Genomic DNA, 22,733 nt, shown 5'->3' on the forward strand with positions numbered 1-22,733 from the left:
CAAGTGCCGGGCCCGAATCCGGGCAACCGGCACGATGTCCCAGCTCCGGAGGGGTACGCGCGCCGGTGAAACGCCCGTCCCGAATGCTGGACACACACGGATGCGCCTGTGGTCGTCCGTAGACTGGAACGGTGATTTCCCGTATCGACCTGCGCGGGTCCCTGCCCGGCGACCTGCGCGACGTGCTGCCCCGAGCCGAACTCGACGTCGAGGCCGCCCTGGAGAAGGTGCGGCCCATCTGCGAGGAGGTCCGCCATCGCGGCGCGGCGGCCGTACGGGAGCTGACCGCGCGCTTCGACGGCGTCGAGGTCGAGTCGGCCCGGGTGCCCGCCGAGGCGATCACCCGCGCGCTCGCGGAGCTGGACCCGGCCGTGCGCGCCGCGCTGGAGGAGTCGATCCGCCGCGCCCGCCTGGTCCACCGCGACCAGCGGCGCACCGACACGACCACACAGGTCGTGCCGGGCGGCACGGTCACCGAGCGCTGGGTGCCGGTCGACCGCGTGGGGCTGTACGTCCCCGGCGGCCGGGCCGTATATCCGTCCAGCGTGGTCATGAACGTCGTCCCGGCCCAGGAGGCCGGGGTCGGCTCGCTGGCCGTGAGCTCGCCCGCGCAGAAGGAGTTCGGCGGGCTGCCGCACCCCACGATCCTCGCCGCCTGCGCGCTGCTCGGCGTCGACGAGGTGTACGCGGTGGGCGGCGCCCAGGCGGTGGCGATGTTCGCCTACGGCACCGAGGAGTGCCGCCCGGTCGCGATGGTGACCGGCCCGGGCAACATCTGGGTGGCGGCGGCCAAGCGCCTGCTCAAGGGCCGCATCGGCATCGACTCCGAGGCCGGCCCGACCGAGATCGCGATCCTCGCCGACGAGACCGCCGACCCCGCCCACGTCGCCGCCGACCTGATCAGTCAGGCCGAGCACGATGTGATCGCGGCGGCCGTCCTGGTCACCACCAGCCCCGAGCTGGCCGACGCGGTGGAGAAGGAACTGCCCGGCCAGGTCGCGGCGACCCGCCACTCCGAGCGCATCACCGAGGCGCTGGCCGGCCGCCAGTCGGGCATCGTGCTCGTCTCGGACGTCGAGGACGGCCTGAAGGTCGTGGACGCCTACGCCGCCGAGCACCTGGAGATCCAGACCGCCGACGCGGCCGCGGTCGCCGCCCGCGTGCGCAACGCCGGCGCGATCTTCATCGGGCCGTACGCGCCGGTGTCGCTCGGCGACTACATGGCCGGGTCCAACCACGTGCTGCCGACCGGCGGCTGCGCCTGCCACTCCTCGGGGCTGTCGGTGCAGACGTTCCTGCGCGGCATCCACGTCGTCGACTACAGCCGCGAGGCGCTGGCCGGGGCCGCGCCGTACGTCTGCGCGCTCGCCGACGCCGAGGACCTGCCCGCCCACGGCGCCGCCGTCCGCGCCCGCTTCGACTGGGAAGTGCCCTCATGACGACCCTCGACGACCTGCCGATCCGCGACGACCTGCGCGGCAAACACCCGTACGGCGCGCCGCAGCTCGACGTGCCGGTGCAGCTCAACACCAACGAGAACCCCTACCCGCCGTCGGCCGCGCTGATCGACGACCTCGCCCGGGCCGTACGGCAGGGCGGGGCCACGCTCAACCGCTATCCCGACAGGGACGCCGTCGAGCTGCGCAAGGATCTCGCCGACTACCTCGGCCACGGGCTGACCGCACGCCAGATGTGGGCGGCCAACGGGTCCAACGAGATCATCCAGCAGATCCTGCAGGCGTTCGGCGGCCCCGGCCGCGCGGCCATGGGGTTCGAGCCGTCCTACTCGATGCACCCGATCATCGCGGGCGGCACGAACACGCGGTGGATCGAGGAACTGCGCGAGGAGGACTTCGCGCTCGACCCCGCCGCCGCCGTGGCCGCGATCGAGGAGCACCGCCCCGACGTGGTGTTCCTGACCTCGCCGAACAACCCGACCGGCACGTCCCTGCCGCTGGAGGTCATCGAGCGGGTCCTCGCCGCCGCGCCCGGCATGGTCGTCGTGGACGAGGCGTACGCGGAGTTCGCCCGGACCGGCACGCCGTCGGCGCTGACGCTGCTGCCCGGCAATCCCCGGCTGATCGTGACGCGGACCATGTCCAAGGCGTTCGCGATGGCCGGCACCCGGCTCGGCTACCTCGCCGCCGATCCGGCGGTGGTCGACGCCCTGCTGCTGGTCCGCCTGCCCTACCACCTGTCCACGCTGACCCAGGCGGCGGCCCGGGTGGCGCTCGCGCACCGCGAGGAGCTGCTCGGCACGGTCGACGCGCTGCGCGGCGAGCGGGACGCCGCGGTGGACTGGCTGAGGGGACGCGGCCTGACGGTCGCCGACTCTGACGCCAACTTCGTGTTGTTCGGCAGGTTTCCCGATCGGCGGTCCGTCTGGGAGGGACTGCTGGAGCGCGGGGTGCTGATCCGGGAGACCGGGCCCGCGGGCTGGTTGCGCGTGTCGGTCGGCACGCCGGAAGAGATGGCGGCGTTCCGCGCCGCGCTGGAGGGGGTCCTCGCATGACCGAGATCGACGAGCGCCGCGGGCGGGTCGAGCGTACGACGAAGGAGACGTCGGTGCTGGTCGAGGTGGACCTCGACGGCACCGGGATCGTCGACGTGGCGACCGGCGTCGGATTCTACGACCACATGCTCGCCCAGCTGGGCAAGCACGGCCTGTTCGACCTCACCGTGAAGACCGAGGGCGACCTGCACATCGACGCCCACCACACGATCGAGGACACCTCGATCGCGCTCGGCGCGGCGTTCCGTGAGGCGTTGGGCGACAAGTCGGGCATCCGGCGGTTCGGCAGCGCCTCCTGCCCGCTGGACGAGGCGCTCGCGCAGGTCACCGTCGACCTGTCCGGCCGGCCGTACCTCGTCCACACCGAGCCCGAGGGCATGGCCCCGATGATCGGGCCCGACTACGACACGACCATGACCCGGCACATCCTGGAGTCGTTCGTCGCGCAGGCGGCGGTCTGCCTCCACGTGCACGTGCCGTACGGGCGCAACGCGCACCACATCGTGGAGGCGCAGTTCAAGGCGCTCGCGCGGGCGCTGCGGGAGGCGTCGGAGCGGGATCCGAGGGCGACCGGGGTGCCCAGCACGAAGGGCGTCCTCTGATGACCTTCGCGTCCGGAGGAATGATCTTCATCGCGCTCTTCCTGATCGGCGGGGTCGTCTCCGGCATCCGGCAGGGGATCAAGCTGCTGGCGGCGCTCGCCGGCGTCGGCGCGGCCCTGGCCCTGACCGCGGGAGTGATGTGGTGGCAGTGAGCAGGCGCGTGGTGGTGCTCGACTACGGATCGGGCAACCTCCGGTCGGCGGAGCGGGCGCTCGCCCGGGTCGGCGCCGACGTGACGGTCACCGCCGACTTCGACGCGGCCCTGGAGGCGGACGGGCTCGTCGTCCCCGGGGTCGGGGCGTTCGCGGCCTGCATGGAGGGGCTGAAGAGCGTGCGCGGCGACCAGATCGTCGGGCGCCGCCTGTCGGGCGGCCGGCCGGTGCTCGGCATCTGCGTCGGCATGCAGATCCTCTTCGGCAAGGGCGTCGAGCACGGCGTCCACACGGAGGGCTGTGGCGAGTGGCCGGGCACGGTCGAGCGGCTCGACGCGCCCGTGCTGCCCCACATGGGCTGGAACACCGTGACCGCCCCCGAGGGCAGCGTGCTGTTCCAGGGGCTGGACGAGGCGACCCGCTTCTACTTCGTGCACTCCTATGGCGTGCGGGAGTGGCTGCTCCAGACGGGCGACGGCTTCCGCGCACCGCTGGTCACCTGGGCCGAGCACGGCGTGCCGTTCGTGGCCGCCGTCGAGAACGGGCCGCTCATGGCGACCCAGTTCCACCCGGAGAAGTCCGGGGACGCGGGCGCCCGGCTGCTGTCCAACTGGCTCACCACGCTGTGAGAGGCGCGGCACGCGGCATCCCGGTACGGCGGTGCGACACTGGGGAGCGGCGGCGCGCGACATGAACAACAAGACAGGCAAGAAGATGGGCACCGACCTGGGAATGAGCCCGGAAACGGACGTGAATGCGACCGGGCCGGGCTATAACCGTGACCAGAGCCCTGATCACGGCTGCGACCAGGCCCGATCGCAGCCGTGAACACAGCTTGCACACAGTCGTGACCACAAGAACAGAGCCGTGACCGAGAGACCTGGGCGGGAGGCTCGATGAGCAAGGAGCGGGCCCGCCGGAGGGCGGAGCGCGAGGCCGAGCGCGAGCGCCTCGCGGCGGCCCGCGCCGAACGCGAGGCGAGAGCCGCCAGGCGGCGCGAGCTGCGCGACAGGCTCGTCGGACCCATCAGGGCCGCGGTGCTCCCGCGGCCCGCCCGCCCGGTGCGGGTCGCCCGGCAGCGGGGGTATCTCGCCCGCCGCCGCCGCACCGAGAACGGGGTCGCGGTCACACTGTGGTTCCTCGTCCAGGCGCTCGCCTGGATCCTGTTCGAGTCGTGGATGGCCCGGCTGGGCGTCTTCCTCGGCTCGATCCTGCTGCTCCCGGTGCTCGTCACCATCGTTTTCGACCGGAGGTCATGACCCAATGTCGCTCGTATTGCTCCCAGCCGTCGACGTCGCCGACGGCCAGGCCGTACGCCTCGTGCAGGGCGAGGCGGGGACGGAGACCTCGTACGGGGACCCGCTCGCCGCCGCCCTCGCCTGGCAGGAGGCCGGCGCGGAGTGGATCCATCTGGTCGACCTCGACGCGGCGTTCGGCCGGGGAAGCAACCGCGAGCTGCTGGCCTCCGTCGTGGGCAGGCTCGACGTGCAGGTCGAGCTGTCCGGCGGGATCCGCGACGACGCCTCGCTGGAGGCCGCGCTGGCCACCGGCTGCCGCCGGGTCAACATCGGGACCGCCGCGCTGGAGGACCCGGCGTGGTGCGCCAAGGCGATCGCCGAGTACGGCGACCGCATCGCCGTGGGGCTCGACGTGCGCGGCACCACGCTGGCCGCCCGCGGCTGGACGAAGGAGGGCGGCGACCTGTGGGAGGTCCTCGACCGCCTGGAGTCCGAGGGCTGCCCCCGCTACGTCGTCACCGACGTGACCAAGGACGGCACGCTGCGCGGTCCCAACCTCGACCTGCTGCGCCAGGTCTGCGCGCGGACCGACCGCCCGGTCGTCGCCAGCGGCGGGGTGTCGTCGCTCGACGACCTGCGGGCCATCGCGACGCTCGTGCCGGACGGCGTCGAGGGCGCGATCGTGGGCAAGGCGCTGTACGCCCAGGCGTTCACGCTGCAGGAGGCACTCGCGGCGGTGACGACCGGATGAGCATCCCGACACCCGCGCAGACGTCCGCGCAGACGTCCGCCCAGGCGCCCGCACAGGCGCCGGTCCAGCCACCCTCGGCGCAGATGCCCGAGGGCCGGATCTCCTCCGGAGGTCCCTGGGAGGACCGGTACGGCTACGCCCGTGCGGTCGTCGCCGGGCCGCACGTGCTCGTGTCCGGCTGCACCGCCACCGTCGGCGGGGAGGTGCAGCACGTGGGCGACGCCTACCGGCAGACGCTCACCGCCTTCTCGATCGCGCTGGACGCCGTGGAGAAGGCCGGCACGACGCGGGCCGACGTGGTGCGCACCCGCATGTTCGTCGTGAACGCCGCCGACTTCGACGCCGTCGGCAAGGCGCACGGAGAGATCTTCGGCGACGTGCGGCCCGCCTGCACGAGCGTGCAGATCGCCGGGCTCGTCGACCACCGCATGCTGGTCGAGGTCGAGGTCGAGGCGTACCGCGCGGTACGCGGCGGCGGGGGCTGAGCGATGACGGTTGCGGTGCGCGTCATCCCCTGCCTCGACGTCGACGCCGGACGGGTCGTGAAGGGCGTCAACTTCGAGAACCTCAGGGACGCGGGCGACCCGGTCGAACTGGCCGCGCGGTACGACGCCGAGGGCGCCGACGAGCTGACCTTCCTCGACATCACCGCGTCCTCCGGGGAGCGGGAGACCATGCTCGACGTGGTCCGCCGTACGGCCGAGCAGGTCTTCATCCCGCTGACCGTCGGCGGCGGCGTGCGGTCGGCCGACGACGTGGACCGGCTGCTGCGTGCGGGCGCCGACAAGGTCGGTGTCAACACGGCCGCGATCGCCCGGCCGGAACTGCTGACCGAGGCGTCCCGCCGGTTCGGGTCCCAGTGCATCGTGCTGTCGGTGGACGCGCGCCGGGTGGTCGACGGCCCGCCCACGCCCTCCGGGTTCGAGGTGACCACTCACGGCGGGCGCCGGGGGACCGGCATCGACGCGGTGGAGTGGGCCAGGCGCGGCGAGGAACTGGGCGTCGGAGAGATCCTGCTCAACTCGATGGACGGCGACGGCACCAAGGCGGGATACGACCTGGAGATGCTGCGGGCCGTACGGGCCGCGGTCAGCGTCCCCCTGATCGCCTCCGGCGGCGCCGGGCGGCTGGAGGACTTCCCGCCCGCCGTGGAGGCCGGAGCGGACGCCGTGCTGGCAGCCTCGGTCTTCCACTTCGGCCAGCTCAAGATCCACGAGGTCAAGGACACGTTGCGGGCGGCCGGTCACCCGGTCCGCTGAACACGCGGGGCCGGCCGGGCCCTCACCGCCCGGCCCGCCCCCGTACGTCCTCGCGTCCTCGAAGACCATTCGCCGGTCAGTCGTCGTCGATCTCCACGATGGCCGTGGGGAAGGCCGCGGGGCCGGTGCCGAGCGAGGAGGACGCCTGCGACTGGTACTGCCACTGCGCCTGGTAGGGGCCGTCACAGCCCCAGTCGGACACCTGGTAGGCGGAACCGGTGTGGCCGACGGGGACGACCGTCTCGGCGAACGCTCTGGGCGCCGGTTGCGCGGCCGCGAGACCGATGGCGGCGAGGACCGCGAGACCGAGCGGGCTCGGGAATCGCATGGCGGGCATACTGCCTCCTGTCCTGCTGAACGTGTCCTGACTGGCCTGCCTGGACTGGTCTGCTTGGACTGGCACGGGCGCGGCGATCCGGATCGGCATCTCCAATGGTCACCGGGCCTGCCGTGGGCGTCCAGGCGTTCAGCTATAAACAGGGCGATATGCGGATGAATCCGGCATAAGGGATTTCGTATCCCTTTCTCGTCTTGGTGGCGAGAGGTCGTGCTTTGCCGGGACGAGGCGTGAAGAGGGCCGGGCCGTGACGGCGACTCCGCCGGTCCGGCAGGTTCGAGACGGACTGGTGTAATAGCGGTCCGTACGGGTAAAGGGGGTGGACCGGTGGCGCGCGCCTCGCCACTCCCGGGTGCGGGAAGGACCGTGCCAGATGGACCGCGACTCCGGTTGCGGAGAGTGGCATGCCCGGCGCGTCGAGTGACGCGTTGAGGGGGCGGGTCGCAGAGACGGGTGGGAAGAGGCCGGCGGAGCGAGGGCGGTTGCCCTGCCGGCCCTGTGGGCCCTGTCGGGAGAGCGTGGCCGTGCCGGAACGGGTTCCTTCACGGCCCCGTGAGGGGTCTCGCGGCCCGGACGCCGCGAGGATCGGCCTCAGGACCGGGTTAGGACCGGGGTAGGACCGAGGTGAAGAAGGTCGCGAGCCGGCTGGCTCCCGTGTTGACCGTGTCGAACACACCACGGACGGCGCCCGCCGCCGCGTGCGGCTGGTTGTAGAGGTAGAAAACTACGAACGCGATGGCCGCGTACGTAAGAACCTTCTTCAACTTCATCGGGGGGGCCTCCTGCTGTCGGTTTCCCGGACGTTTGTACCCGGCGGCAGGAATGATCATAACTAGCCGCGAGGACACGAGCCCGTTCCGCTCTCATCGTGAGACGGACCGGAGGCGTGGCTGAGACGGGCGCGGCCCGGCCTCCCGCGGCCCCGGGCGGTCAGCCCGACACGAGTGAGGTGAAGAAGGCCGAAAGCCGCTCCGCGCCCGTCGTGATGCCTCCGAACAGGTTCCTGACCGCGGCGGCGGCGTTCGCCGGCTGGGTGAACAAGTAGAAGATCACAAAGGCGACGGCCACATAGGTCAGGACCTTTTTGAGGTTCATCGGGGCTCCCAAACACTCATGTCTGGATCACATGCTGCCCCATATCAAGATGTTTACGTGGGAATTCCGGGCAGTTCCCACTGTGGCCTGATCACAGGCCGAATCTGGCCTGCCGCAGCCGGGCGACCGCCTGGTCGTCCCCCTGGAAGGTCACCCGGGCGTGCTCCTGCCGGCCGAAGGCGAACAGCAGCAGCTCGGCCGGCTCGCCGGTGACCACGACGGCGGGCTCGGCCATGCGGCCCGCCGTCCTCGCCCCGTCCGGGCGCCGGAGCACGACGCCCACCGGCGCCCCGCGCATGAAGAAGCGGGCGCCGCCCCGCAGCCGCCGCCAGAACGTCTCCTGGAGGTCCTCGGGGAGCTCGCGGGGCTCCCAGCCCGGCTGCGCCCGGCGCACGTCCTCGTGGTGGACGAACAGCTCGACCGTGTTGACGACCGCGTCCAGGGCGGGCACCAGTCCGTACGGCGTCCAGCGCGGCGGGCCGTTCCGCACGAGCCCCACCAGCTCGGGGTAGGAGTGGCGCAGCGTGAGCCGCTCCTGCACGGCGGCGGTGTGGCCCGCCAGGAGCGGCAGCGCGATTCCGGGGGCCGCGTCGAGGCGGCGCTCGCGGAGCACGAGATGGGCCGCGAGGTCCTGGGTGGCCCAGCCCTCGCACAGCGTGGGCGCGCCGGGGCCGAGGTCGTCGAGCAGGTCGCAGAGCGCCGCGCGCTCCGTACGGGCGTGAGTCACGTGATCAGCCTACGGCCGGCGACCCGGCCGCCCCGAAGCGGAGCGGCCGGAATAAACCGCTTGATCAGGATGATAGGGAGTAACTAGGGCCGCAACCGCCGGGGTCTCCTCCGGGGGCAGGACTGGCGGGAGGGGCCTGGGTACTTAGGGCCAATGGCTTGGGCGGGCGTGGGCCCTGGGACCGATCCGGCGGCCCGCCCGCATGGGTATCGTCCCCGTCCGGGGCGCTCACAGGGAGCGGACCCGGACGATCCCCGACCGGAAGGAAGCACACCGCGTGCCGACGAAGGAGTCTCCCGCGCGGCCCGGCAGCTCGATCATGCTCCAGGGTCTCAAGGTCCTCGGCGTGGCGATCAGGACGGAGCCGCGGATCTTCATCGGCGCGGTCCTTGCCAGCGCCCTCTACGGAGGGATGACCGTCGCGTCGTCCTGGGCGCTCGGCTGGGCGACCGACAACGCCGTGCTGCCGGCGTTCCGGGACCACAAGGCCACCACCGGCGGGCTCGTCGCCGCGGCGGCGCTGATCGTGGGCGTCGCGGTGCTCAAGGCCGCGGGCGTCATGGGCCGCCGGATCATGGCCGGCATCCACCAGTACCGCATGCAGGCCCACTCGCGCCGCGCGGTGACCCGCCAGTACCTGCGGCTGCCGCTCGCCTGGCACCACCGCCACCCGACCGGGCAGCTGCTGTCCAACGCCAACTCCGACGTCGAGGCGGCCTGGGCGCCGCTCGCGCCGCTGCCGATGGCGGTGGGCGTGGTCGTGATGCTCGTGACGGCCGCCGTGGCGATCGTGCTGGTCGACCCCGTCCTCGCCGTCGTCGGCTTCCTGATCTTCCCCGCCGTGGCCGTGCTCAACCTGGTCTACCAGCGCAGGCTCTCGCCGCTGGCCATGCGGGCCCAGGCGCTGCGGGCCGAGGTGAGCGAGGTCGCGCACGAGAGCTTCGACGGCGCGCTCGTCGTCAAGACCCTCGGCCGGGAGGACGCCGAGACCATCCGGTTCCAGGCGAAGGCCGACGCGCTGCGGGACGCCAACATCGCCGTCGGCCGGGTCCGGGGCCTGTTCGACCCCCTGCTGGAGGCGCTGCCCACGCTCGGCGTGCTGGCCGTGCTGCTCGTCGGCTCGCTGCGCCTGGAGTCGGGCGGCGTCGCGGCCGGCGACCTGATCCAGGTGGCCTACCTCTTCACGCTCCTGTCCTTCCCCATCCGGGCGCTCGGCTGGGTGCTGGCCGAGCTGCCGCGCAGCGTCGTCGGCTGGACGCGGATCAGGGACGTCCTCGACGCCACCGGCTCCATGGAGCACGGCACGGCCCGCCTGGACGCCCGCGGCCCGGCGCGGCTGGCCGCCGAGGGCGTCGGCTTCGCGTACGTCCCCGGGAGCCCGGTGCTGAAGGACGTGACCTTCGCGGTCACGCCGGGCCGCACGACCGCGATCGTCGGCCCCACCGGCGCCGGCAAGTCGACCCTCACCCAGCTGCTCGCGCGGCTCGTCGACCCCGGCGAGGGCGTCGTACGGGTCGACGGGATCGACCTGCGCGACGTGGCCAGGGGAGAGGTCAGCCGCTCGGTGGCGCTCGTCCCGCAGCAGACCTTCCTGTTCGACGACACCGTGCGCGGCAACGTCACGCTCGGCGAGGCCGTCCCGGACGAGCGGGTCTGGGCCGCGCTGCGCCTCGCCCAGGCCGACGGGTTCGTCGGCGCGCTGCCGTCCGGCCTCGACACTCGCATCGGAGAGCGCGGCGCGACGCTGTCCGGCGGGCAGCGGCAGCGCCTCGCGCTGGCCCGCGCCCTCGTGCGCGAGCCCCGGCTGCTGATCCTCGACGACGCCACGTCCAGCGTCGACCCGCAGGTCGAAAAGCGCATCCTGTACGGCCTGCGCGACGGCGCGGCCGAGGCCACGGTGATCGTGGTCGCCTACCGGATGGCGACGATCGCCCTCGCCGACGAGGTCGTCTACCTGGAGCAGGGCGTCGTCACCGACCAGGGCGCGCACGAGGAACTGCTGGCCCGCTGCGCGGGCTACCGCGCCCTCGTCACCGCGTACGAGCGCGAGGAGGCCGAACGGGCCGCGCTCGACAGCGGCGAGGAGGTCGTGGCATGACGAACCGTTCAGGGCTTTCAGTGCGGCTTGCGGAAGGGAGCGTGGCCCGGTGACCGCCGTCACGGACACGGGAAAGGACACGGGGAAGACGGGGGAGACCTCCGCGCTGCGGTCGGCCGACCGCGGGGCGGTGGACACGCTCCGGCAGGGCCTGCGGCTGTCGCCGGAGTTCCGCCGCGGGATCGCCGGGACTCTGGCGCTGGCCGTGCTGGCCACGCTGGGCAAGGTCGTCGTGCCGGTCGCCGTGCAGCAGGTGATCGACCGGGGTCTGGGGCAGGGCGCGCCCGACGTCCCGTTCATCCGCGACGCCGTCGCCCTCTGCGCGGTCGCGGTGGCGCTGACCGCGGTGTGCGGCTACCTCATGAACGTGCGGCTCTACCGCTCCACGGAGTCGGGCCTCGCCACCCTGCGTGGCAAGGGCTTCCGGCACGTGCACGACCTGTCGGTCCTGACGCAGAACAGCGAGCGGCGCGGCGGCCTGGTCTCCCGGGTCACCGGAGACGTCGACCAGATCAGCGCCTTCATGCAGTGGGGCGGCCTGATGGTCATCGTGTCCGTCGGCCAGCTGCTGGTCGCGACCGTGCTCATGGCCGTCTACTCATGGCAGCTCACGCTGCTGGTCTGGGCCTGCTTCCTGCCGGTGATGCTGGCCCTGCCGAGGTTCCAGCGCCTGGTGGCCAGGGCGTACACCCGGGTGCGCGAGCGGGCCGGCGACGTGCTCGCCGCGGTCAGCGAGTCGGTCGTCGGCAGCGCGGTGATCCGCGCGTACGGCTCGGAGGACCGCACCGCCGAGCGGATCGACCGGGCGGTGGACGGGATGCGCGCGGCGCAGACCCGGGCCCAGAAGATCGTCGGGTTCACGTTCCCGACCACCGAGCTGGTCGCCTCGGCCGCCGTCGCGCTGGTGGTCGTCGCCGGGGTCGAGCTGGGCGCCGCCGGGTCCATCACGGCGGGGCGGCTCATCGCGTTCCTGTTCCTGATCACCCTCTTCGTCAGCCCGCTGCAGACCGCGACCGAGGTGCTGAACGAGGCGCAGAACGCGATCGCCGGCTGGCGCCGCATCCTCGGTGTGCTCGACACCCCGGCCGACGTGGCCGACCCGGAGAACGGCGCGACGCTGCCGCGCGGCCCGATCGCGGTCCGCTTCGAGGGGGTCGGCTTCGCCTACCCGGGCGGGCCGCCCGTCCTGCACGAGGTGTCGGCCGAGATCGCCCCGCGCACACGGGTCGCGGTGGTGGGGGAGACCGGCTCGGGCAAGACGACCTTCGCCAAGCTCCTCACCCGGCTCATGGACCCGACCTCCGGCCGGATCCTGGTGGACGGGGTCGACCTGCGCGAGGTCGGCTTCGCCTCCCTGCGGGAGCGGATCGTCATGGTCCCGCAGGACGGCTTCCTGTTCGACTCGACGCTGGCCGGCAACATCCGCTTCGGGCGTCCCTCCGCGACCGACGAGGAGATCACTCGGGCCCTGACCGAGCTCGGCCTGGCCGACTGGCTCGACGGCCTCCCGGCCGGTCTGGACACCCCCGTCGGCCAGCGCGGCGAGTCGCTGTCGGCCGGCGAGCGGCAGCTGGTCGCGCTGGCCCGCGCCTACCTCGCCGACCCCGACCTGCTGCTGCTCGACGAGGCCACCTCCGCCGTGGACCCCGCCACCGAGGTGCGGCTCGCCCGGGCGCTCGACGGGGTCACCCGGGGCCGTACGGCGGTCTCGATCGCCCACCGCCTGTCCACCGCCCAGGCGGCCGACGAGATCCTGGTGTTCGAGCACGGCCGGATCGTCCAGCGCGGCCCCCACGCCGTGCTCGCCGCCCAGCCCGGCGTGTACGCCGACCTCTACGCCTCCTGGACCACCGCGACCACCGCCCGCTGAGATTCGGCGCGAAAGTCCGAGGTCAGCGACACCACCGTCCGCATGCCGTGCGCGGGGCCTGATACACATGGGAACGATGGTGATCAGTGCGGCGGCGCATCTCGGCGTGATGGGCGGTCTGGCCGTACCGGCGCTGGTCGTGGCGGTCTCGGCGCTGCTGTTCGCCGTGGCGCGCGCACGGACGCTGGGCGTCTCGCTTTCGGCGATGGCCGTGGTCACGGCGGTCGCGGTGCTGCTGGTCGCCTGGGGCGGCGCGCCGGCGCGTGTGACGGCGGCGGGCGGCGTCCTCGCGCTGGGCGTGGGCGCCGGGATCTGGACGGCGGGCCGTGCGCGCCGTCGCCGCGCGGCCGCCCGGCTGGGCCGCCGGGAGTTTCTGCGGCACGCGGCGGCCGTCCCGCGCGACGCGGCACGGGCGGAGCGGGCACGCTTCGCCACCGAGTTGCACGATGTGGCCGGGCACCGTCTCACCGGGGTTGTGGTGACGGCGGGTGCCGCGCTCCGGCTGGACGCCCCGGACCTGCGGGCGGCGGCGCTCCGGCACGCCGCGGAGGCCGGACGCGCCGCACTGGCGGAACTCGACGCTCTCGGCGCGTCGCTCGACCCCGCGCGCACGCTGCACGAGCTGGACGCCCTCGCCGCCGCGTTCGCGCAGGCCGGCTACCGCCGCGGCGTCCGGGTCGTCACCCGGGAAGGCGCGGCGCTCGCCTATCGCGTACTCAGAGAAGGGTTGACCAACGCCGCCCGGTACGCCGCCGGCGCCACCGTGCGGGCACGAGTGGACGCCGACGGCGACGTTCTCCTCGTCGAGGTGAGGGACAGCGGAGGGACGGCGGCCGGCGACGGCCTCGGCGCCGGCACGGGGCTGGACGCTCTGCGGCGTGCCGTGGCCGAGGCGGGCGGACGGTTCGACGCGGGCCCGCACGAGGGCGGGTGGCTCGTCCGGATGTCGCTTCCGGGCGCTGCCGGGGAGCCGCCGGTGCGGGCGCAGGCCGCCGGACGGCGGACGCGCACGATCGCACCCAGGGCCTGGCTGCGGCTGCTGGGGCCGGCCTCCGCCGACGCCGCGCTCGTGGTCCTGGCGTTCGCACTGCCCTTGGGAGCATGCCTGATTCCGGCCGGAGGGCCGGACGCGTTCCGTGGATCCGCCGTGGCCGACGCGCTGCTGGCCGGAGTGCTCGCCGCCCACGCCGCACCGCTGGCGTGGCGGCGCAGCGCCCCGTGCGCGGCGGCGATGGCGGCCTGCGCCGTCGTGCTGGGGTGGCTGCTGTGCGAGCACTACGGCTGGACGTCGTCCCACGGGACCGACGTGCTGCTGTGGTGCTGGTGGGCGGATCTTCTGCTGGTCCATGCGGCAGCGTCGAGAGCGCGGCGTCGCGCGGCCGGAAGCTGGCCGGTGCCGCTCGTGGTGGCCGCCGTCGCCGGGGCGGCGCTGGCCGCGGACGGCGTGGGGCACCGCTTCACCGCCTGGGCGGTCTTCACCGCGGCCGCGCTCGTCCCCGCCCTGGTCTGCTGGGCCTTCGGCCTGCGCGCGGGACGGCGGCGGCGGGCCGGAAGCGACGCCTGGACCGCGCTGCACCGGGCCGTCGACGACCACGCGGCCGCTGCCGCGAACGAGGAGCGGGCGCGGCTGTTGCGGGGCCTGCGCGGCACCGCGTGCGCCCATGTCCGTGCCGCGGTCTCCGCCGCCGAACGCGAGGACCTCCAGGACGTCCTGACGCGGTCGCGGGCGGCGATGCTCGTCATGCAGGACCTGGTCACCGAGCTGCGCGCCGCACCCGCCGACGACGACCCGCCGCCAACCCTGGCCGGGATCCGCACGCTGGCCACGCGTCATCGCGCCGCCTTGCGCGTGACCGGCCCCGTCCGCCCTCTGCCCGCGTCCGCCGAGGTGATCGCCTACCGCACCGTCGAGGCGCTCATCGAGGACGAGACGCCGATCGGCCTTCACCACGTCCCGGACGGACTGGACCTGACCATCGGCCCACGCCGCCCCGGCGCCCCCGGCGTGCCGCGCCCATTGCGGGACCGGATCGACGCAGGGGGCGGGACGCTGAGCATCACCGCCGACGGTACGGTGCGGGTGTGGCTCCCACAGACCGATCCGGCGCGATCCGCGTGACGGTCGCCGACGACCAGCCGATCGTCCGCGCGGGCATCGCCGCCATTCTCGCCGCCGAGCCCGGTCTGCGGGTGGTCGACCAGTGCGGCGACGGAGAGACGGCCGTGCGGCAGGCCCTCGACCTGCGCCCGGACGTCGCGGTGCTCGACGTCCGCATGCCGGGCCTGGACGGTGTCGCGGCGACCGCGCGGGTGACGGCCGCTGCCCCCGAGGTGCGGGTCCTGCTCCTCACCAGCTTCGGCCTGGACGAGTACGTGTTCGGCGCGCTGCGGGCCGGAGCGTCGGGCTTCCTGCTCAAGACCGCCGAGCCGCAGCGCGTCGTCGATGCCGTCCGGGTCGTCGCCGCCGGGGACGCTCTCCTCGACCCAGCCGTCACCCGGCGGCTCATCGACCACTACGCCGCAGCGCCGGGCGGCTCGCCCGGCTCCGCGCCGCCGGCGACGCTGACGCCGCGGGAGACCGAGGTCCTGGTCCAGGTCGCGCGCGGACGCAGCAACGCCGAGATCGCCCGGGAGCTGTCCCTGAGCCCGGCCACCGTCAAGGACCATGTGGCGGTCATCCTGCGCAAACTGAACGTGCGCGACCGTGTCCAGGCCGCGATCGCCGCCTACGAGACGGGGCTGGTACGCCCCGGCGTTCGCTGACGGCCCCCGCCGCGCAGGGGGGACGGACCCCGCCGTCCGGCGGGGCGCGGGGCCTGTGCGATTCGTCGTCACGCAGGAGGAACGACGCGAACGGCGTACCTAGCCTGGACGGTATGCCAATGATCTTCCTCCGGCGCGCCGGCGGTGTGCTCATGATCCTGGTGGCGCTGGTCGCGGCGGTCGTCGCGGCCCTGGCCGCGTTCTTCTGCGCGGCCTTCGCGACCGCGCTCGTCCCGGTGTTGGTCGCGGCGGCCCTTGTGGCGTTCTTCGCGACCTTCTTCCTTTCGTGCTGGGCGGGACTCGCGCTGTTCGGACTCCAGCGCAGCCAGCGACCCGCCGCCGTGGCCGCCGCCGTCGCCACCGTCGTGTTCGGCGCGGCGGCCGGGGTCCCGCTGTTCCGGCCAATGCCCCGCCCCGTCGGCCCGCCCCCCGGTTCCGACGTCCGGTTCTGGGACCTGCCGACCGGCTCCCGTATCGCCTACAGTCATATTCCCGCCGTCGGCAGACCCCGTCCGGCGCCTGTGGTGTTCCTGCACGGCGGGCCCGGGACCGCCAACGACGGAATCTCCCCTGCCGGGCGCGCGCTGGCCGCCGACGGCTTCGATGTGTACGCGTACGACCAGCTCGGCTCGGGACGCTCCACGCGGCTGCCTGACATCCGCGGATATACCGTCGCACGGCAGGTCGCCGACCTGGACGCGATCCGCCGCCGGCTGGGCGCCGACAAGATCATCCTGATCGGGCAGTCGTGGGGCGGCGAACTGGCCGGACACTATCTGGCCGCACACCCCGAGCACGTGGCCAAGGCCGTGCTGAGCTCACCCGGCGTCCTGTGGTACGGGGCCTCCCGGGAACGCGCCAGCGGCGAACTGTGGGACCGGCTCTCACCGCGTCAGCGCGAGCGGGCCGAAAGCCTCGCCTCCAGCCCCCGTATGTCGGCGGCCCAGCTGCTGGCCGAGGTGAACCCGTCCGCCGCCCACGCCCTCTTGGGCGACGACGAGGCCGACGAGCTCTTCCGCCGGATCCTGGACGCCTCGGTGTCCGCCGCGCAGTGCCCCGGCCGTCCACCGGCGTCGCTGCCGGCCAACCGCCCCGGCTTCTACGTCAACCAGATGACGATCGCCGACGCCCAGACCCTGCCCGATCCGCGTCCCCGCCTGCGTACCGTGACCGTTCCGACGCTGGTGATGCGTGGCGAGTGCGATTACAAGGACTGGCAGGTTACCTACGACTACCGGCGCACCCTGCCCGGCTCGACCCTGGTCTACGTCCCCCACGCCGGCCATGCCATCGCCATGGACCAGCCGGCCGTCTATCTCGCGGTGGTGCGAGCCTACCTGCTGGGCCACCGGCTCCCGCTCCCGCCCTACACCGCCGCCACCCCGCCCACCTGATCAGGCCTGCAGCGCGGCGGCGAGGCCCATCGGATTCCAGTAGCCGCGCAGGAGGAGGATCTGAGCCTCGCGGCCCTCGACGCGCACCGGCATCTCCGGCGGGGCCCCGGACTCCTCGGACGCCTCAGGGGCCTGCGCGCGGCTGCGCAGGCTCGATGGGCGCTTCCACATCGAGGTCGCGGCCGCCTCCCAGTCCGCACGCCTCACCCGGGAGGAGATCCGGTTACAGGCCGACATCGGACCGTTGCTCTGGCTTCCCCACGAGACCCTGAGCGGGCACGACGAGACGGCGGCACAGCATCGCGCCCGTCCCGTGGCGGGCGACCTCGCGGCGCTGCGCCCGCTGCTGTGGGCCCGGCTGCGCGGCTCCCACCTGCCCGCGCTCATCGCCGGCATCGGCTTCATCGCCGCGCCCGGCCTGCTGGCCGACGCGCCGTGGTACCTGGAGTGGTGGCAGGAGAACCCCTCCGGCGGCCCCGTGCAGCTCCTGCGGGACATGGACCCGGCGAGCAGCGCGTTCTACGACTACACCCACTGGGACTGGTACACCGGTCCGTCCTCGGGCGCGGAACGCACCATCTGCGGCCCGTACGTCGACTACCTGTGCACCGACGAGTACAGCCTCACGCTGTCGGTGCCCGTGGCGGCGGGCGGGGGCTTCGCCGGAGTCGCCGCGGCCGACGTGTTCGTCCGGCGCTTCGAGGGCGCGGTGCTCCCGGCGCTGCGCGAGATCCCGGGGCCGGCGTTCCTGGTGAACGCCGAGGGCCGGGTGATCGCCTCCAACACCGCGAGCTGGGTCGCCGGGTCGGTCTACCGAGGCGCCGAGGGCTTCGGCGTACGCCGGGTGGGCGACCTTCCGCTGTCGCTCGTCACCGCCGCCCGGTAGCGGCGGCGGGGGCGGCAGGGCGCTGCGGCACAATTGGCCACATGGCCCTCGACCCGAAGATCGCCGACCGGCTCAAGCGCACCCCGGACGGCCTGGTGCCCGCGATCGTCCAGCAGCACGACACCGGCGAGGTGCTGATGCTCGCCTGGATGGACGACGAGGCGCTGCACCGCACGCTCACCACCGGCCGGGCGACCTACTGGTCCCGCAGCCGGGGGGAGTACTGGGTGAAGGGCGACACCTCCGGCCACGTGCAGTGGGTCAGGCACGTCGCGCTCGACTGCGACGGCGACACGGTCCTGCTGAAGGTCGACCAGGTGGGGGCCGCCTGCCACACCGGCGACCGCACCTGCTTCGACGCAGACGTCCTCGATGTCCTCGACGTGACCGGCGCGCCGTGACCACTCCCGCCCCCGCTCCCACCCCCGGTCACGCCGCCGCGCCCGGCCGGACCGGCCGTACGGCGGGGCGCTCGCTGCTCGTCTGGCTGGCCGCCTGCGCCGCCGGCGGCGGGCTCGCGCTGCTGGCCGCGGGCAGGCGATGGGTGACGCTCGGCACCGCAGGGGGCCCCGGGGAAGCGGGACAGGACGGCCTCACCGGCGGCGACCTGGTCGCCTGGCTCTCACCCGCCGCGCTGGCCGCGCTCGCCGCCGCGGTGGCCGTACTGGCGGCGAGGGGGATCGGGCGGCGGGCGATCGGCGGGGTTGTCGCCCTGCTCGGCGCGGCGGTCGCGGCCGGAGCCTGGGACGGCACCCGCGACGCGACGGTCGCCGCCGCGGCCCGCGCGCACGCGACGACGGCGACGATCTCCGGCGCCGCGGTCCCGGTGGAGTCGCGCGCCTGGGTCTGGCCGCTGCTCGCCGCCGTGGGCGGGCTCGTCCTGCTCGGGTCCGGGGTGGTGGCGGCGGTGCGCGGCGCGCGCTGGCCCGGCATGTCGGGCAGGTACGAACGGGACGCCGGTCACGCCCGCACGGAGCCGGGACGGGCTCCCGCGCGGGACGCCGACCGCGCCATGTGGGACGCGCTGGACGAGGGAGACGACCCCACCGACGACCCCACCCACGACCGTCGCTGAGCCGGTCCGCCCCGGCGCCGGATGGGCCGCGGGAGTTGGACCGTTCCCACCTCAGATTACAAATCGCCCACAAACTGTGGTTCCGCTCCGACCGGTCGCCCGGCTGTCGATAGGCTTCGCGGCGACTTCGTTGATCGCACAGGAGACCGGATGAGCCACGGGTACCTGCCGGGTGACTCGGGCGGCCACGGCCACCCGCCCGGCGCGGGCGGCGTGCCGCCGGTCTCCGGCTATGGCCACGGCTATGGAAACGGGTACGGCTATCCGCCACCGCCCCCTCCGTACGGGTACCACCAACCCCATGGTCCCCGCACGAACGGAATGGCCGTCGCATCGCTCGTTCTCGGCGTTCTCGGCCTGCTCTTCTGCGGGGTTCCCGGGATCGCCGGCGTCATCTGTGGTCACGTCGCGTTGAACCAGACACGGCGGACGGGGGAACAGGGCCGGGGCCTCGCGATCGCCGGGCTGATCCTGTCCTATGCCGGCGCCGCCGTCTGGATCCTGTACGCGATCGGGCTGGGTCTGCTGGCGGCGCTGAGCGTCTCGCACGTCGCCGGTTAGTCCCCGCCCCGGGTCTCCCCCCTTCGCGTTCCTTCTCCCACTTTCGCTGGAGCTCCACATGACCTACGGAAACGACCCGTACAACCAGGGCGGTTACCCCCCTCAGCAGCCTCCCCAGCAGCCCGGTGGGCAGGGCGGGTACCCGCCGCCCCAGGGCGGCTACCCCCCGCCGCCGCAGGGCTCCTACCCCTCGCCCCCGCAGGGCGGCCAGTACGGCCCCGGCGCGTACGGCCCGCCCTCCGGCGGTTACGGCGGCCCCGAGCTCGCCCACTGGGGCCTGCGCGTCGGCTCCTACCTGATCGACGCCCTGATCGTCGGCATCCCGTCCGGAATCCTCTACATGATCGGCGGCTCCATGACCGCCAGTTCCCTGCAGGTGGACCCGAACACCGGGGAGGTCACGTCGACGGGCGGCGGCGGAATCGGCGTGATCATCTACCTCCTGGGCTTCGTCGTCGCGATCGGCGTCACCCTGTGGCTGAAGTACCAGGAGGGCACCACCGGCCAGACGGTGGGCAAGAAGGTCCTCGGCATCAAGACGGTCAAGGAGCAGACGGGCGAGTACATCGGCTTCGGCATGGCCTTCGTCCGGTCCCTCTGCCACATCATCGACGGCCTGCCCTGCTACATCGGCTTCCTCTGGCCGCTGTGGGACGCCAAGCGGCAGACCTTCGCCGACAAGATCGTCGGCACCGTGGTCGTGCGCGCCTGAGCCGTTAGGCTGAGCACGTGGACGTGACCGGACGGCGCGCGCGGGACCGGATGCGGTCGCTGCGCGCGCCGTTCGGCGCCGCGGCCGGTCTCGCCGCGGCGGTGGCGTACCTGGCGGTGGTCGACCCGCACGAGCCGGGTCACTACCCCGTCTGTCCCTTCTACTACCTCACCGGTCTGTACTGCCCGGGCTGCGGCGCCCTGCGCGCCGTGCACGATCTCGCGCACGCCGACCTCGCCGGCGCCGCGCGCATGAACCTTCTCTTTGTCGTTTGCGTTCCTGTCGTGATCGCGGCATGGGCCAGGTGGACGTTACGATCATGGCAGGGGCGGCCCGTCGGCCCGGGTGCCGCACGCCCCGTCTACCTGTGGGGACTGATCGCCGTCGCGGCCGTCTTCTGGGTAGTGCGTAATGTGCCTTTCGGGCATTTCCTCGCTCCGTGACGCGACCCTGTGGCCGATCGACGCGAGACGGGCCGATACCATCGCAGGGCAGGAACGCAGAGCAGCCGACCGAGAGCAGCCGACCGGAGGGACCCTTGCGCGTGAGCGAGCGGACAGGTGATTCGCGCGAGCTCCGAGCCGAAGGCGAGGAGGACGCGTGAGTGTTCTTGACGACATCATCGTGGGCGTGCGGGAGGACCTCGAGGAGCGGCAGCGCGACGTGCCGATCGAGGAGCTCAAGCGCATCGCCGCCCGAGCCCCCGAGCCCCTGGACGCCTACGCCGCGCTCGGCGGCGACCGGGTCTCGGTGATCGCCGAAGTGAAGAGGTCGAGCCCGTCCAAGGGCGCGCTCGCCGCCATCGCCGACCCCGCCGCGCTCGCCGCCGACTACGAGGAGGGCGGCGCGCACGTCATCAGCGTGCTGACCGAGCGGCGCAGGTTCGGCGGCACGCTCGCCGACCTCGCGGCCGTGCGGGCCGCGGTCGACGTGCCCGTCCTGCGCAAGGACTTCATCGTCACCTCCTACCAGCTGTGGGAGGCCCGGGCGCACGGCGCCGACCTCGCCCTGCTGATCGTGGCGGCCCTCGACCAGCAGGCGCTCGTCTCGCTGATCGAGCGGGCCGAGTCGATCGGGCTCTGCCCGCTCGTCGAGGTGCACACCGAGGAGGAGCTGACCCGCGCGGTGGACGCCGGCGCGAAGGTCGTCGGCGTCAACGCCCGCGACCTGAAGACGCTGCAGGTGGACCGCGAGGTGTTCGCCCGGCTCGCGCCCAAGGTGCCGGACGGCGTCATCAAGATCGCGGAGTCCGGGGTGCGCGGGCCACACGACCTGCTCGCGTACGCGCGGGCGGGGGCCGACGCGGTGCTGGTGGGCGAGAGCCTCGTCACCGGCAGGGACCCCAAGGCCGCGGTCAACGACCTGGTGACCGCGGGCGCGCACCCGGCCTCGCGGCAGGACACCGGCTCCGAGAGGCACCCGTGAACGACAGCACCGCAGAAGGAGGCCGAGTGACCTCGACGGACGAGACCATCATCACCCCCGCCGACCTGGCCGGGGGCGGGGTCGGCGGCGACGATCCGGACGTCCGGGGCAAGTTCGGCATATTCGGCGGCCGGTACGTGCCCGAGGCGCTCATCCCGGCCCTCGACGAGGTGGCCGCCGAGTACGAGAAGGCCAAGACCGATCTCGACTTCGTCCGCGAGTTCGACCACCTGCTGCGCACGTACGCGGGCCGTCCCACGACGCTGACCGAGGTGCCGCGGTTCGCGGAGCACGCGGGCGGCGCGCGGATCCTGCTCAAGCGCGAGGACCTCACCCACACCGGGGCCCACAAGATCAACAATGTGCTCGGCCAGGCGCTGCTGACCAGGCGGCTGGGCAAGCGGCGGGTCATCGCGGAGACCGGGGCGGGCCAGCACGGCGTCGCCACCGCCACCGCCGCGGCGCTGATGGGCCTGGAGTGCGTCATCTACATGGGCGCCGTCGACTGCGAGCGCCAGGCGCTCAACGTCGCCAGGATGAAGCTCCTCGGCGCGACGGTCGTCCCGGTCACGAACGGCAGCCAGACCCTCAAGGACGCCATCAACGAGGCGTTCCGCGACTGGGTCACGAACGTGGAGCACACCCACTACCTGTTCGGCACGGTCGCCGGGCCGCACCCGTTCCCCGAGATCGTCCGGGACTTCGCCCGGATCATCGGAGTCGAGGCGCGCCGCCAGGTGCGGGAGCTCATCGGCCGCCTGCCCGACGCGGTCTGTGCCGCCGTCGGCGGCGGGTCGAACGCCATCGGCCTCTTCCACGCCTTCATCCCGGACGAGGGCGTCCGGCTGTACGGCTACGAGGCCGGCGGCCGGGGCGCGGAGACCGGCGAGCACGCGCTCACCCTCACCCAGGGCAGCGTCGGCGTGCTGCACGGCGCCCGCACCTATGTCCTGCAGGACGACGAGGGCCAGACGATCGAGTCGCACTCGATCTCCGCCGGTCTCGACTACCCCGGCGTGGGCCCCGAGCACGCGTGGCTCAAGGACAGCGGACGCGCCACCTACGAGGGCGTGACCGACGAGGAGGCCATGGAGGCCTTCGCCCTGCTGGCGCGCACCGAGGGCATCATCCCGGCCATCGAGTCCTCCCACGCGCTCGCGGGCGCGCTGCGGCTCGGCCGTGAACTCGGCCCGGACGCCGTGATCCTGGTGAACCTCTCCGGACGCGGCGACAAGGACATGGGCACCGCCATGAAGTACTTCAACCTCTGATCCAG

General features: G+C 73.4%; 28 protein-coding genes. 23 read left to right on the top strand and 5 right to left on the bottom strand.

Features of this window, described 5'->3' with window-relative positions:
* The first annotated feature begins 131 nt into the window (after positions 1 to 131).
* The 10 genes from hisD to hisF all read left to right on the top strand — a co-directional run bounded on the left by hisD (position 132) and on the right by hisF (position 6,514).
* On the top strand, positions 132 to 1,439 hold the full coding sequence (gene hisD, locus Mam01_RS02170) for a histidinol dehydrogenase (protein WP_150933117.1): 1,308 nt from the start codon (positions 132 to 134) through the stop codon (positions 1,437 to 1,439).
* Complete coding sequence (locus tag Mam01_RS02175) at positions 1,436 to 2,512, top strand: histidinol-phosphate transaminase (protein ID WP_204283708.1); 1,077 nt, start codon at positions 1,436 to 1,438, stop codon at positions 2,510 to 2,512. The genes hisD and Mam01_RS02175 overlap by 4 nt, the downstream gene beginning before the upstream one ends.
* Entirely contained in the window at positions 2,509 to 3,114 is a 606-nt protein-coding gene (gene hisB, locus Mam01_RS02180) for an imidazoleglycerol-phosphate dehydratase HisB (protein WP_204283709.1), read from the top strand. Before Mam01_RS02175 ends, hisB begins: the two co-directional genes overlap by 4 nt.
* On the top strand, positions 3,114 to 3,266 hold the full coding sequence (locus tag Mam01_RS02185; protein WP_204283711.1) for a CG2302 family histidine operon protein: 153 nt from the start codon (positions 3,114 to 3,116) through the stop codon (positions 3,264 to 3,266). The genes hisB and Mam01_RS02185 overlap by 1 nt, the downstream gene beginning before the upstream one ends.
* Entirely contained in the window at positions 3,263 to 3,895 is a 633-nt protein-coding gene (gene hisH, locus Mam01_RS02190; RefSeq protein ID WP_204283963.1) for an imidazole glycerol phosphate synthase subunit HisH, read from the top strand. The genes Mam01_RS02185 and hisH overlap by 4 nt, the downstream gene beginning before the upstream one ends.
* A 61-nt stretch (positions 3,896 to 3,956) precedes the next feature.
* Entirely contained in the window at positions 3,957 to 4,094 is a 138-nt protein-coding gene (locus tag Mam01_RS02195; protein WP_204283713.1) for a hypothetical protein, read from the top strand.
* Positions 4,095 to 4,162: 68 nt separating this feature from the next.
* On the top strand, positions 4,163 to 4,525 hold the full coding sequence (locus Mam01_RS02200; protein ID WP_150933121.1) for a hypothetical protein: 363 nt from the start codon (positions 4,163 to 4,165) through the stop codon (positions 4,523 to 4,525).
* Between the two features lie 4 nt (positions 4,526 to 4,529).
* On the top strand, positions 4,530 to 5,255 hold the full coding sequence (gene priA / locus Mam01_RS02205) for a bifunctional 1-(5-phosphoribosyl)-5-((5-phosphoribosylamino)methylideneamino)imidazole-4-carboxamide isomerase/phosphoribosylanthranilate isomerase PriA (RefSeq protein ID WP_150933122.1): 726 nt from the start codon (positions 4,530 to 4,532) through the stop codon (positions 5,253 to 5,255).
* Complete coding sequence (locus Mam01_RS02210) at positions 5,252 to 5,740, top strand: RidA family protein (protein WP_239100964.1); 489 nt, start codon at positions 5,252 to 5,254, stop codon at positions 5,738 to 5,740. Before priA ends, Mam01_RS02210 begins: the two co-directional genes overlap by 4 nt.
* A 3-nt stretch (positions 5,741 to 5,743) precedes the next feature.
* The gene (hisF, locus tag Mam01_RS02215; protein WP_204283715.1) at positions 5,744 to 6,514 is read left to right on the top strand and encodes an imidazole glycerol phosphate synthase subunit HisF; all 771 of its coding nucleotides are present in this window, start codon (positions 5,744 to 5,746) and stop codon (positions 6,512 to 6,514) included.
* 76 nt (positions 6,515 to 6,590) lie between these two features.
* Here hisF and Mam01_RS02220 read toward each other — a convergent pair whose 3' ends face one another.
* From Mam01_RS02220 to Mam01_RS02235, 4 genes are all read right to left on the bottom strand, one after another.
* Positions 6,591 to 6,842: a hypothetical protein gene (locus Mam01_RS02220; RefSeq protein WP_204283717.1), complete on the bottom strand. Its 252-nt coding sequence runs from the start codon at positions 6,840 to 6,842 to the stop codon at positions 6,591 to 6,593.
* 611 nt (positions 6,843 to 7,453) lie between these two features.
* Positions 7,454 to 7,621 (bottom strand): hypothetical protein, encoded by a 168-nt coding sequence (locus tag Mam01_RS02225; protein WP_165900427.1) that lies wholly within the window; start codon positions 7,619 to 7,621, stop codon positions 7,454 to 7,456.
* Positions 7,622 to 7,781: 160 nt separating this feature from the next.
* Complete coding sequence (locus Mam01_RS02230; protein WP_167521588.1) at positions 7,782 to 7,946, bottom strand: hypothetical protein; 165 nt, start codon at positions 7,944 to 7,946, stop codon at positions 7,782 to 7,784.
* Between the two features lie 91 nt (positions 7,947 to 8,037).
* Complete coding sequence (locus Mam01_RS02235; RefSeq protein ID WP_204283719.1) at positions 8,038 to 8,673, bottom strand: TIGR03085 family metal-binding protein; 636 nt, start codon at positions 8,671 to 8,673, stop codon at positions 8,038 to 8,040.
* 319 nt (positions 8,674 to 8,992) lie between these two features.
* Here Mam01_RS02235 and Mam01_RS02240 point away from each other — a divergent pair, with 319 nt between their 5' ends.
* The 5 genes from Mam01_RS02240 (at position 8,993) to Mam01_RS02255 (ending at position 16,798) form a co-directional block, all read left to right on the top strand.
* Positions 8,993 to 10,771 (top strand): ABC transporter ATP-binding protein, encoded by a 1,779-nt coding sequence (locus Mam01_RS02240; protein ID WP_239100990.1) that lies wholly within the window; start codon positions 8,993 to 8,995, stop codon positions 10,769 to 10,771.
* A gap of 49 nt (positions 10,772 to 10,820) precedes the next feature.
* The gene (locus tag Mam01_RS02245) at positions 10,821 to 12,641 is read left to right on the top strand and encodes an ABC transporter ATP-binding protein (RefSeq protein ID WP_204283723.1); all 1,821 of its coding nucleotides are present in this window, start codon (positions 10,821 to 10,823) and stop codon (positions 12,639 to 12,641) included.
* Between the two features lie 67 nt (positions 12,642 to 12,708).
* Positions 12,709 to 14,760 (top strand): ATP-binding protein, encoded by a 2,052-nt coding sequence (locus Mam01_RS36250; protein WP_239100965.1) that lies wholly within the window; start codon positions 12,709 to 12,711, stop codon positions 14,758 to 14,760.
* Entirely contained in the window at positions 14,724 to 15,404 is a 681-nt protein-coding gene (locus tag Mam01_RS36255) for a response regulator (RefSeq protein ID WP_239100966.1), read from the top strand. The genes Mam01_RS36250 and Mam01_RS36255 overlap by 37 nt, the downstream gene beginning before the upstream one ends.
* A gap of 113 nt (positions 15,405 to 15,517) precedes the next feature.
* Positions 15,518 to 16,798 carry an alpha/beta fold hydrolase gene (locus Mam01_RS02255; protein ID WP_204283725.1) on the top strand — a complete coding sequence of 427 codons (1,281 nt, stop codon included), beginning with the start codon at positions 15,518 to 15,520 and terminating at the stop codon, positions 16,796 to 16,798.
* On the opposite strand, the gene Mam01_RS02260 is transcribed toward Mam01_RS02255, so the two are convergent.
* Positions 16,799 to 17,005 (bottom strand): hypothetical protein, encoded by a 207-nt coding sequence (locus Mam01_RS02260; protein ID WP_204283727.1) that lies wholly within the window; start codon positions 17,003 to 17,005, stop codon positions 16,799 to 16,801.
* 37 nt (positions 17,006 to 17,042) lie between these two features.
* Here Mam01_RS02260 and Mam01_RS02265 point away from each other — a divergent pair, with 37 nt between their 5' ends.
* The 8 genes from Mam01_RS02265 (at position 17,043) to trpB (ending at position 22,728) form a co-directional block, all read left to right on the top strand.
* Positions 17,043 to 17,684: a PDC sensor domain-containing protein gene (locus Mam01_RS02265; RefSeq protein WP_204283729.1), complete on the top strand. Its 642-nt coding sequence runs from the start codon at positions 17,043 to 17,045 to the stop codon at positions 17,682 to 17,684.
* A gap of 41 nt (positions 17,685 to 17,725) precedes the next feature.
* Entirely contained in the window at positions 17,726 to 18,085 is a 360-nt protein-coding gene (gene hisI, locus Mam01_RS02270; protein ID WP_150933132.1) for a phosphoribosyl-AMP cyclohydrolase, read from the top strand.
* A complete protein-coding gene (locus tag Mam01_RS02275) occupies positions 18,082 to 18,759 on the top strand; it encodes a TIGR02234 family membrane protein (protein ID WP_204283731.1) in 678 nt (225 codons plus the stop codon). Before hisI ends, Mam01_RS02275 begins: the two co-directional genes overlap by 4 nt.
* A gap of 150 nt (positions 18,760 to 18,909) precedes the next feature.
* Positions 18,910 to 19,320 carry a DUF4190 domain-containing protein gene (locus Mam01_RS02280; RefSeq protein ID WP_191910042.1) on the top strand — a complete coding sequence of 137 codons (411 nt, stop codon included), beginning with the start codon at positions 18,910 to 18,912 and terminating at the stop codon, positions 19,318 to 19,320.
* 58 nt (positions 19,321 to 19,378) lie between these two features.
* The gene (locus Mam01_RS02285; protein WP_204283733.1) at positions 19,379 to 20,032 is read left to right on the top strand and encodes an RDD family protein; all 654 of its coding nucleotides are present in this window, start codon (positions 19,379 to 19,381) and stop codon (positions 20,030 to 20,032) included.
* Positions 20,033 to 20,049: 17 nt separating this feature from the next.
* Positions 20,050 to 20,475 (top strand): DUF2752 domain-containing protein, encoded by a 426-nt coding sequence (locus Mam01_RS02290; protein WP_239100967.1) that lies wholly within the window; start codon positions 20,050 to 20,052, stop codon positions 20,473 to 20,475.
* A gap of 157 nt (positions 20,476 to 20,632) precedes the next feature.
* Positions 20,633 to 21,457 carry an indole-3-glycerol phosphate synthase TrpC gene (gene trpC / locus Mam01_RS02295; RefSeq protein ID WP_204283735.1) on the top strand — a complete coding sequence of 275 codons (825 nt, stop codon included), beginning with the start codon at positions 20,633 to 20,635 and terminating at the stop codon, positions 21,455 to 21,457.
* Positions 21,458 to 21,522: 65 nt separating this feature from the next.
* On the top strand, positions 21,523 to 22,728 hold the full coding sequence (gene trpB, locus Mam01_RS02300; RefSeq protein WP_239100992.1) for a tryptophan synthase subunit beta: 1,206 nt from the start codon (positions 21,523 to 21,525) through the stop codon (positions 22,726 to 22,728).
* The last annotated feature ends 5 nt before the right edge of the window (positions 22,729 to 22,733 follow it).

Origin of the sequence: Microbispora amethystogenes, from assembly GCF_016863015.1 — a bacterium.
GTDB classification, from domain to species: Bacteria; Actinomycetota; Actinomycetes; order Streptosporangiales; family Streptosporangiaceae; genus Microbispora; species Microbispora amethystogenes.

Coding starts and splice junctions, on each gene's coding strand:
- Mam01_RS02230 (WP_167521588.1), bottom strand. CDS start 7,946: ATGAACCTCAAAAAGGTCCTGACCTATGTGGCCGTCGCCTTTGTGATC.
- Mam01_RS36250 (WP_239100965.1), top strand. CDS start 12,709: ATGGGAACGATGGTGATCAGTGCGGCGGCGCATCTCGGCGTGATGGGC.
- priA (WP_150933122.1), top strand. CDS start 4,530: ATGTCGCTCGTATTGCTCCCAGCCGTCGACGTCGCCGACGGCCAGGCC.
- hisF (WP_204283715.1), top strand. CDS start 5,744: ATGACGGTTGCGGTGCGCGTCATCCCCTGCCTCGACGTCGACGCCGGA.
- Mam01_RS02240 (WP_239100990.1), top strand. CDS start 8,993: ATGCTCCAGGGTCTCAAGGTCCTCGGCGTGGCGATCAGGACGGAGCCG.
- Mam01_RS02255 (WP_204283725.1), top strand. CDS start 15,518: ATGCCAATGATCTTCCTCCGGCGCGCCGGCGGTGTGCTCATGATCCTG.
- Mam01_RS02200 (WP_150933121.1), top strand. CDS start 4,163: ATGAGCAAGGAGCGGGCCCGCCGGAGGGCGGAGCGCGAGGCCGAGCGC.
- Mam01_RS02175 (WP_204283708.1), top strand. CDS start 1,436: ATGACGACCCTCGACGACCTGCCGATCCGCGACGACCTGCGCGGCAAA.
- Mam01_RS02280 (WP_191910042.1), top strand. CDS start 18,910: ATGAGCCACGGGTACCTGCCGGGTGACTCGGGCGGCCACGGCCACCCG.
- Mam01_RS02210 (WP_239100964.1), top strand. CDS start 5,252: ATGAGCATCCCGACACCCGCGCAGACGTCCGCGCAGACGTCCGCCCAG.
- Mam01_RS02185 (WP_204283711.1), top strand. CDS start 3,114: ATGACCTTCGCGTCCGGAGGAATGATCTTCATCGCGCTCTTCCTGATC.
- Mam01_RS02220 (WP_204283717.1), bottom strand. CDS start 6,842: ATGCGATTCCCGAGCCCGCTCGGTCTCGCGGTCCTCGCCGCCATCGGT.
- hisB (WP_204283709.1), top strand. CDS start 2,509: ATGACCGAGATCGACGAGCGCCGCGGGCGGGTCGAGCGTACGACGAAG.
- Mam01_RS02285 (WP_204283733.1), top strand. CDS start 19,379: ATGACCTACGGAAACGACCCGTACAACCAGGGCGGTTACCCCCCTCAG.
- Mam01_RS02225 (WP_165900427.1), bottom strand. CDS start 7,621: ATGAAGTTGAAGAAGGTTCTTACGTACGCGGCCATCGCGTTCGTAGTT.
- hisI (WP_150933132.1), top strand. CDS start 17,726: ATGGCCCTCGACCCGAAGATCGCCGACCGGCTCAAGCGCACCCCGGAC.
- Mam01_RS02195 (WP_204283713.1), top strand. CDS start 3,957: ATGAACAACAAGACAGGCAAGAAGATGGGCACCGACCTGGGAATGAGC.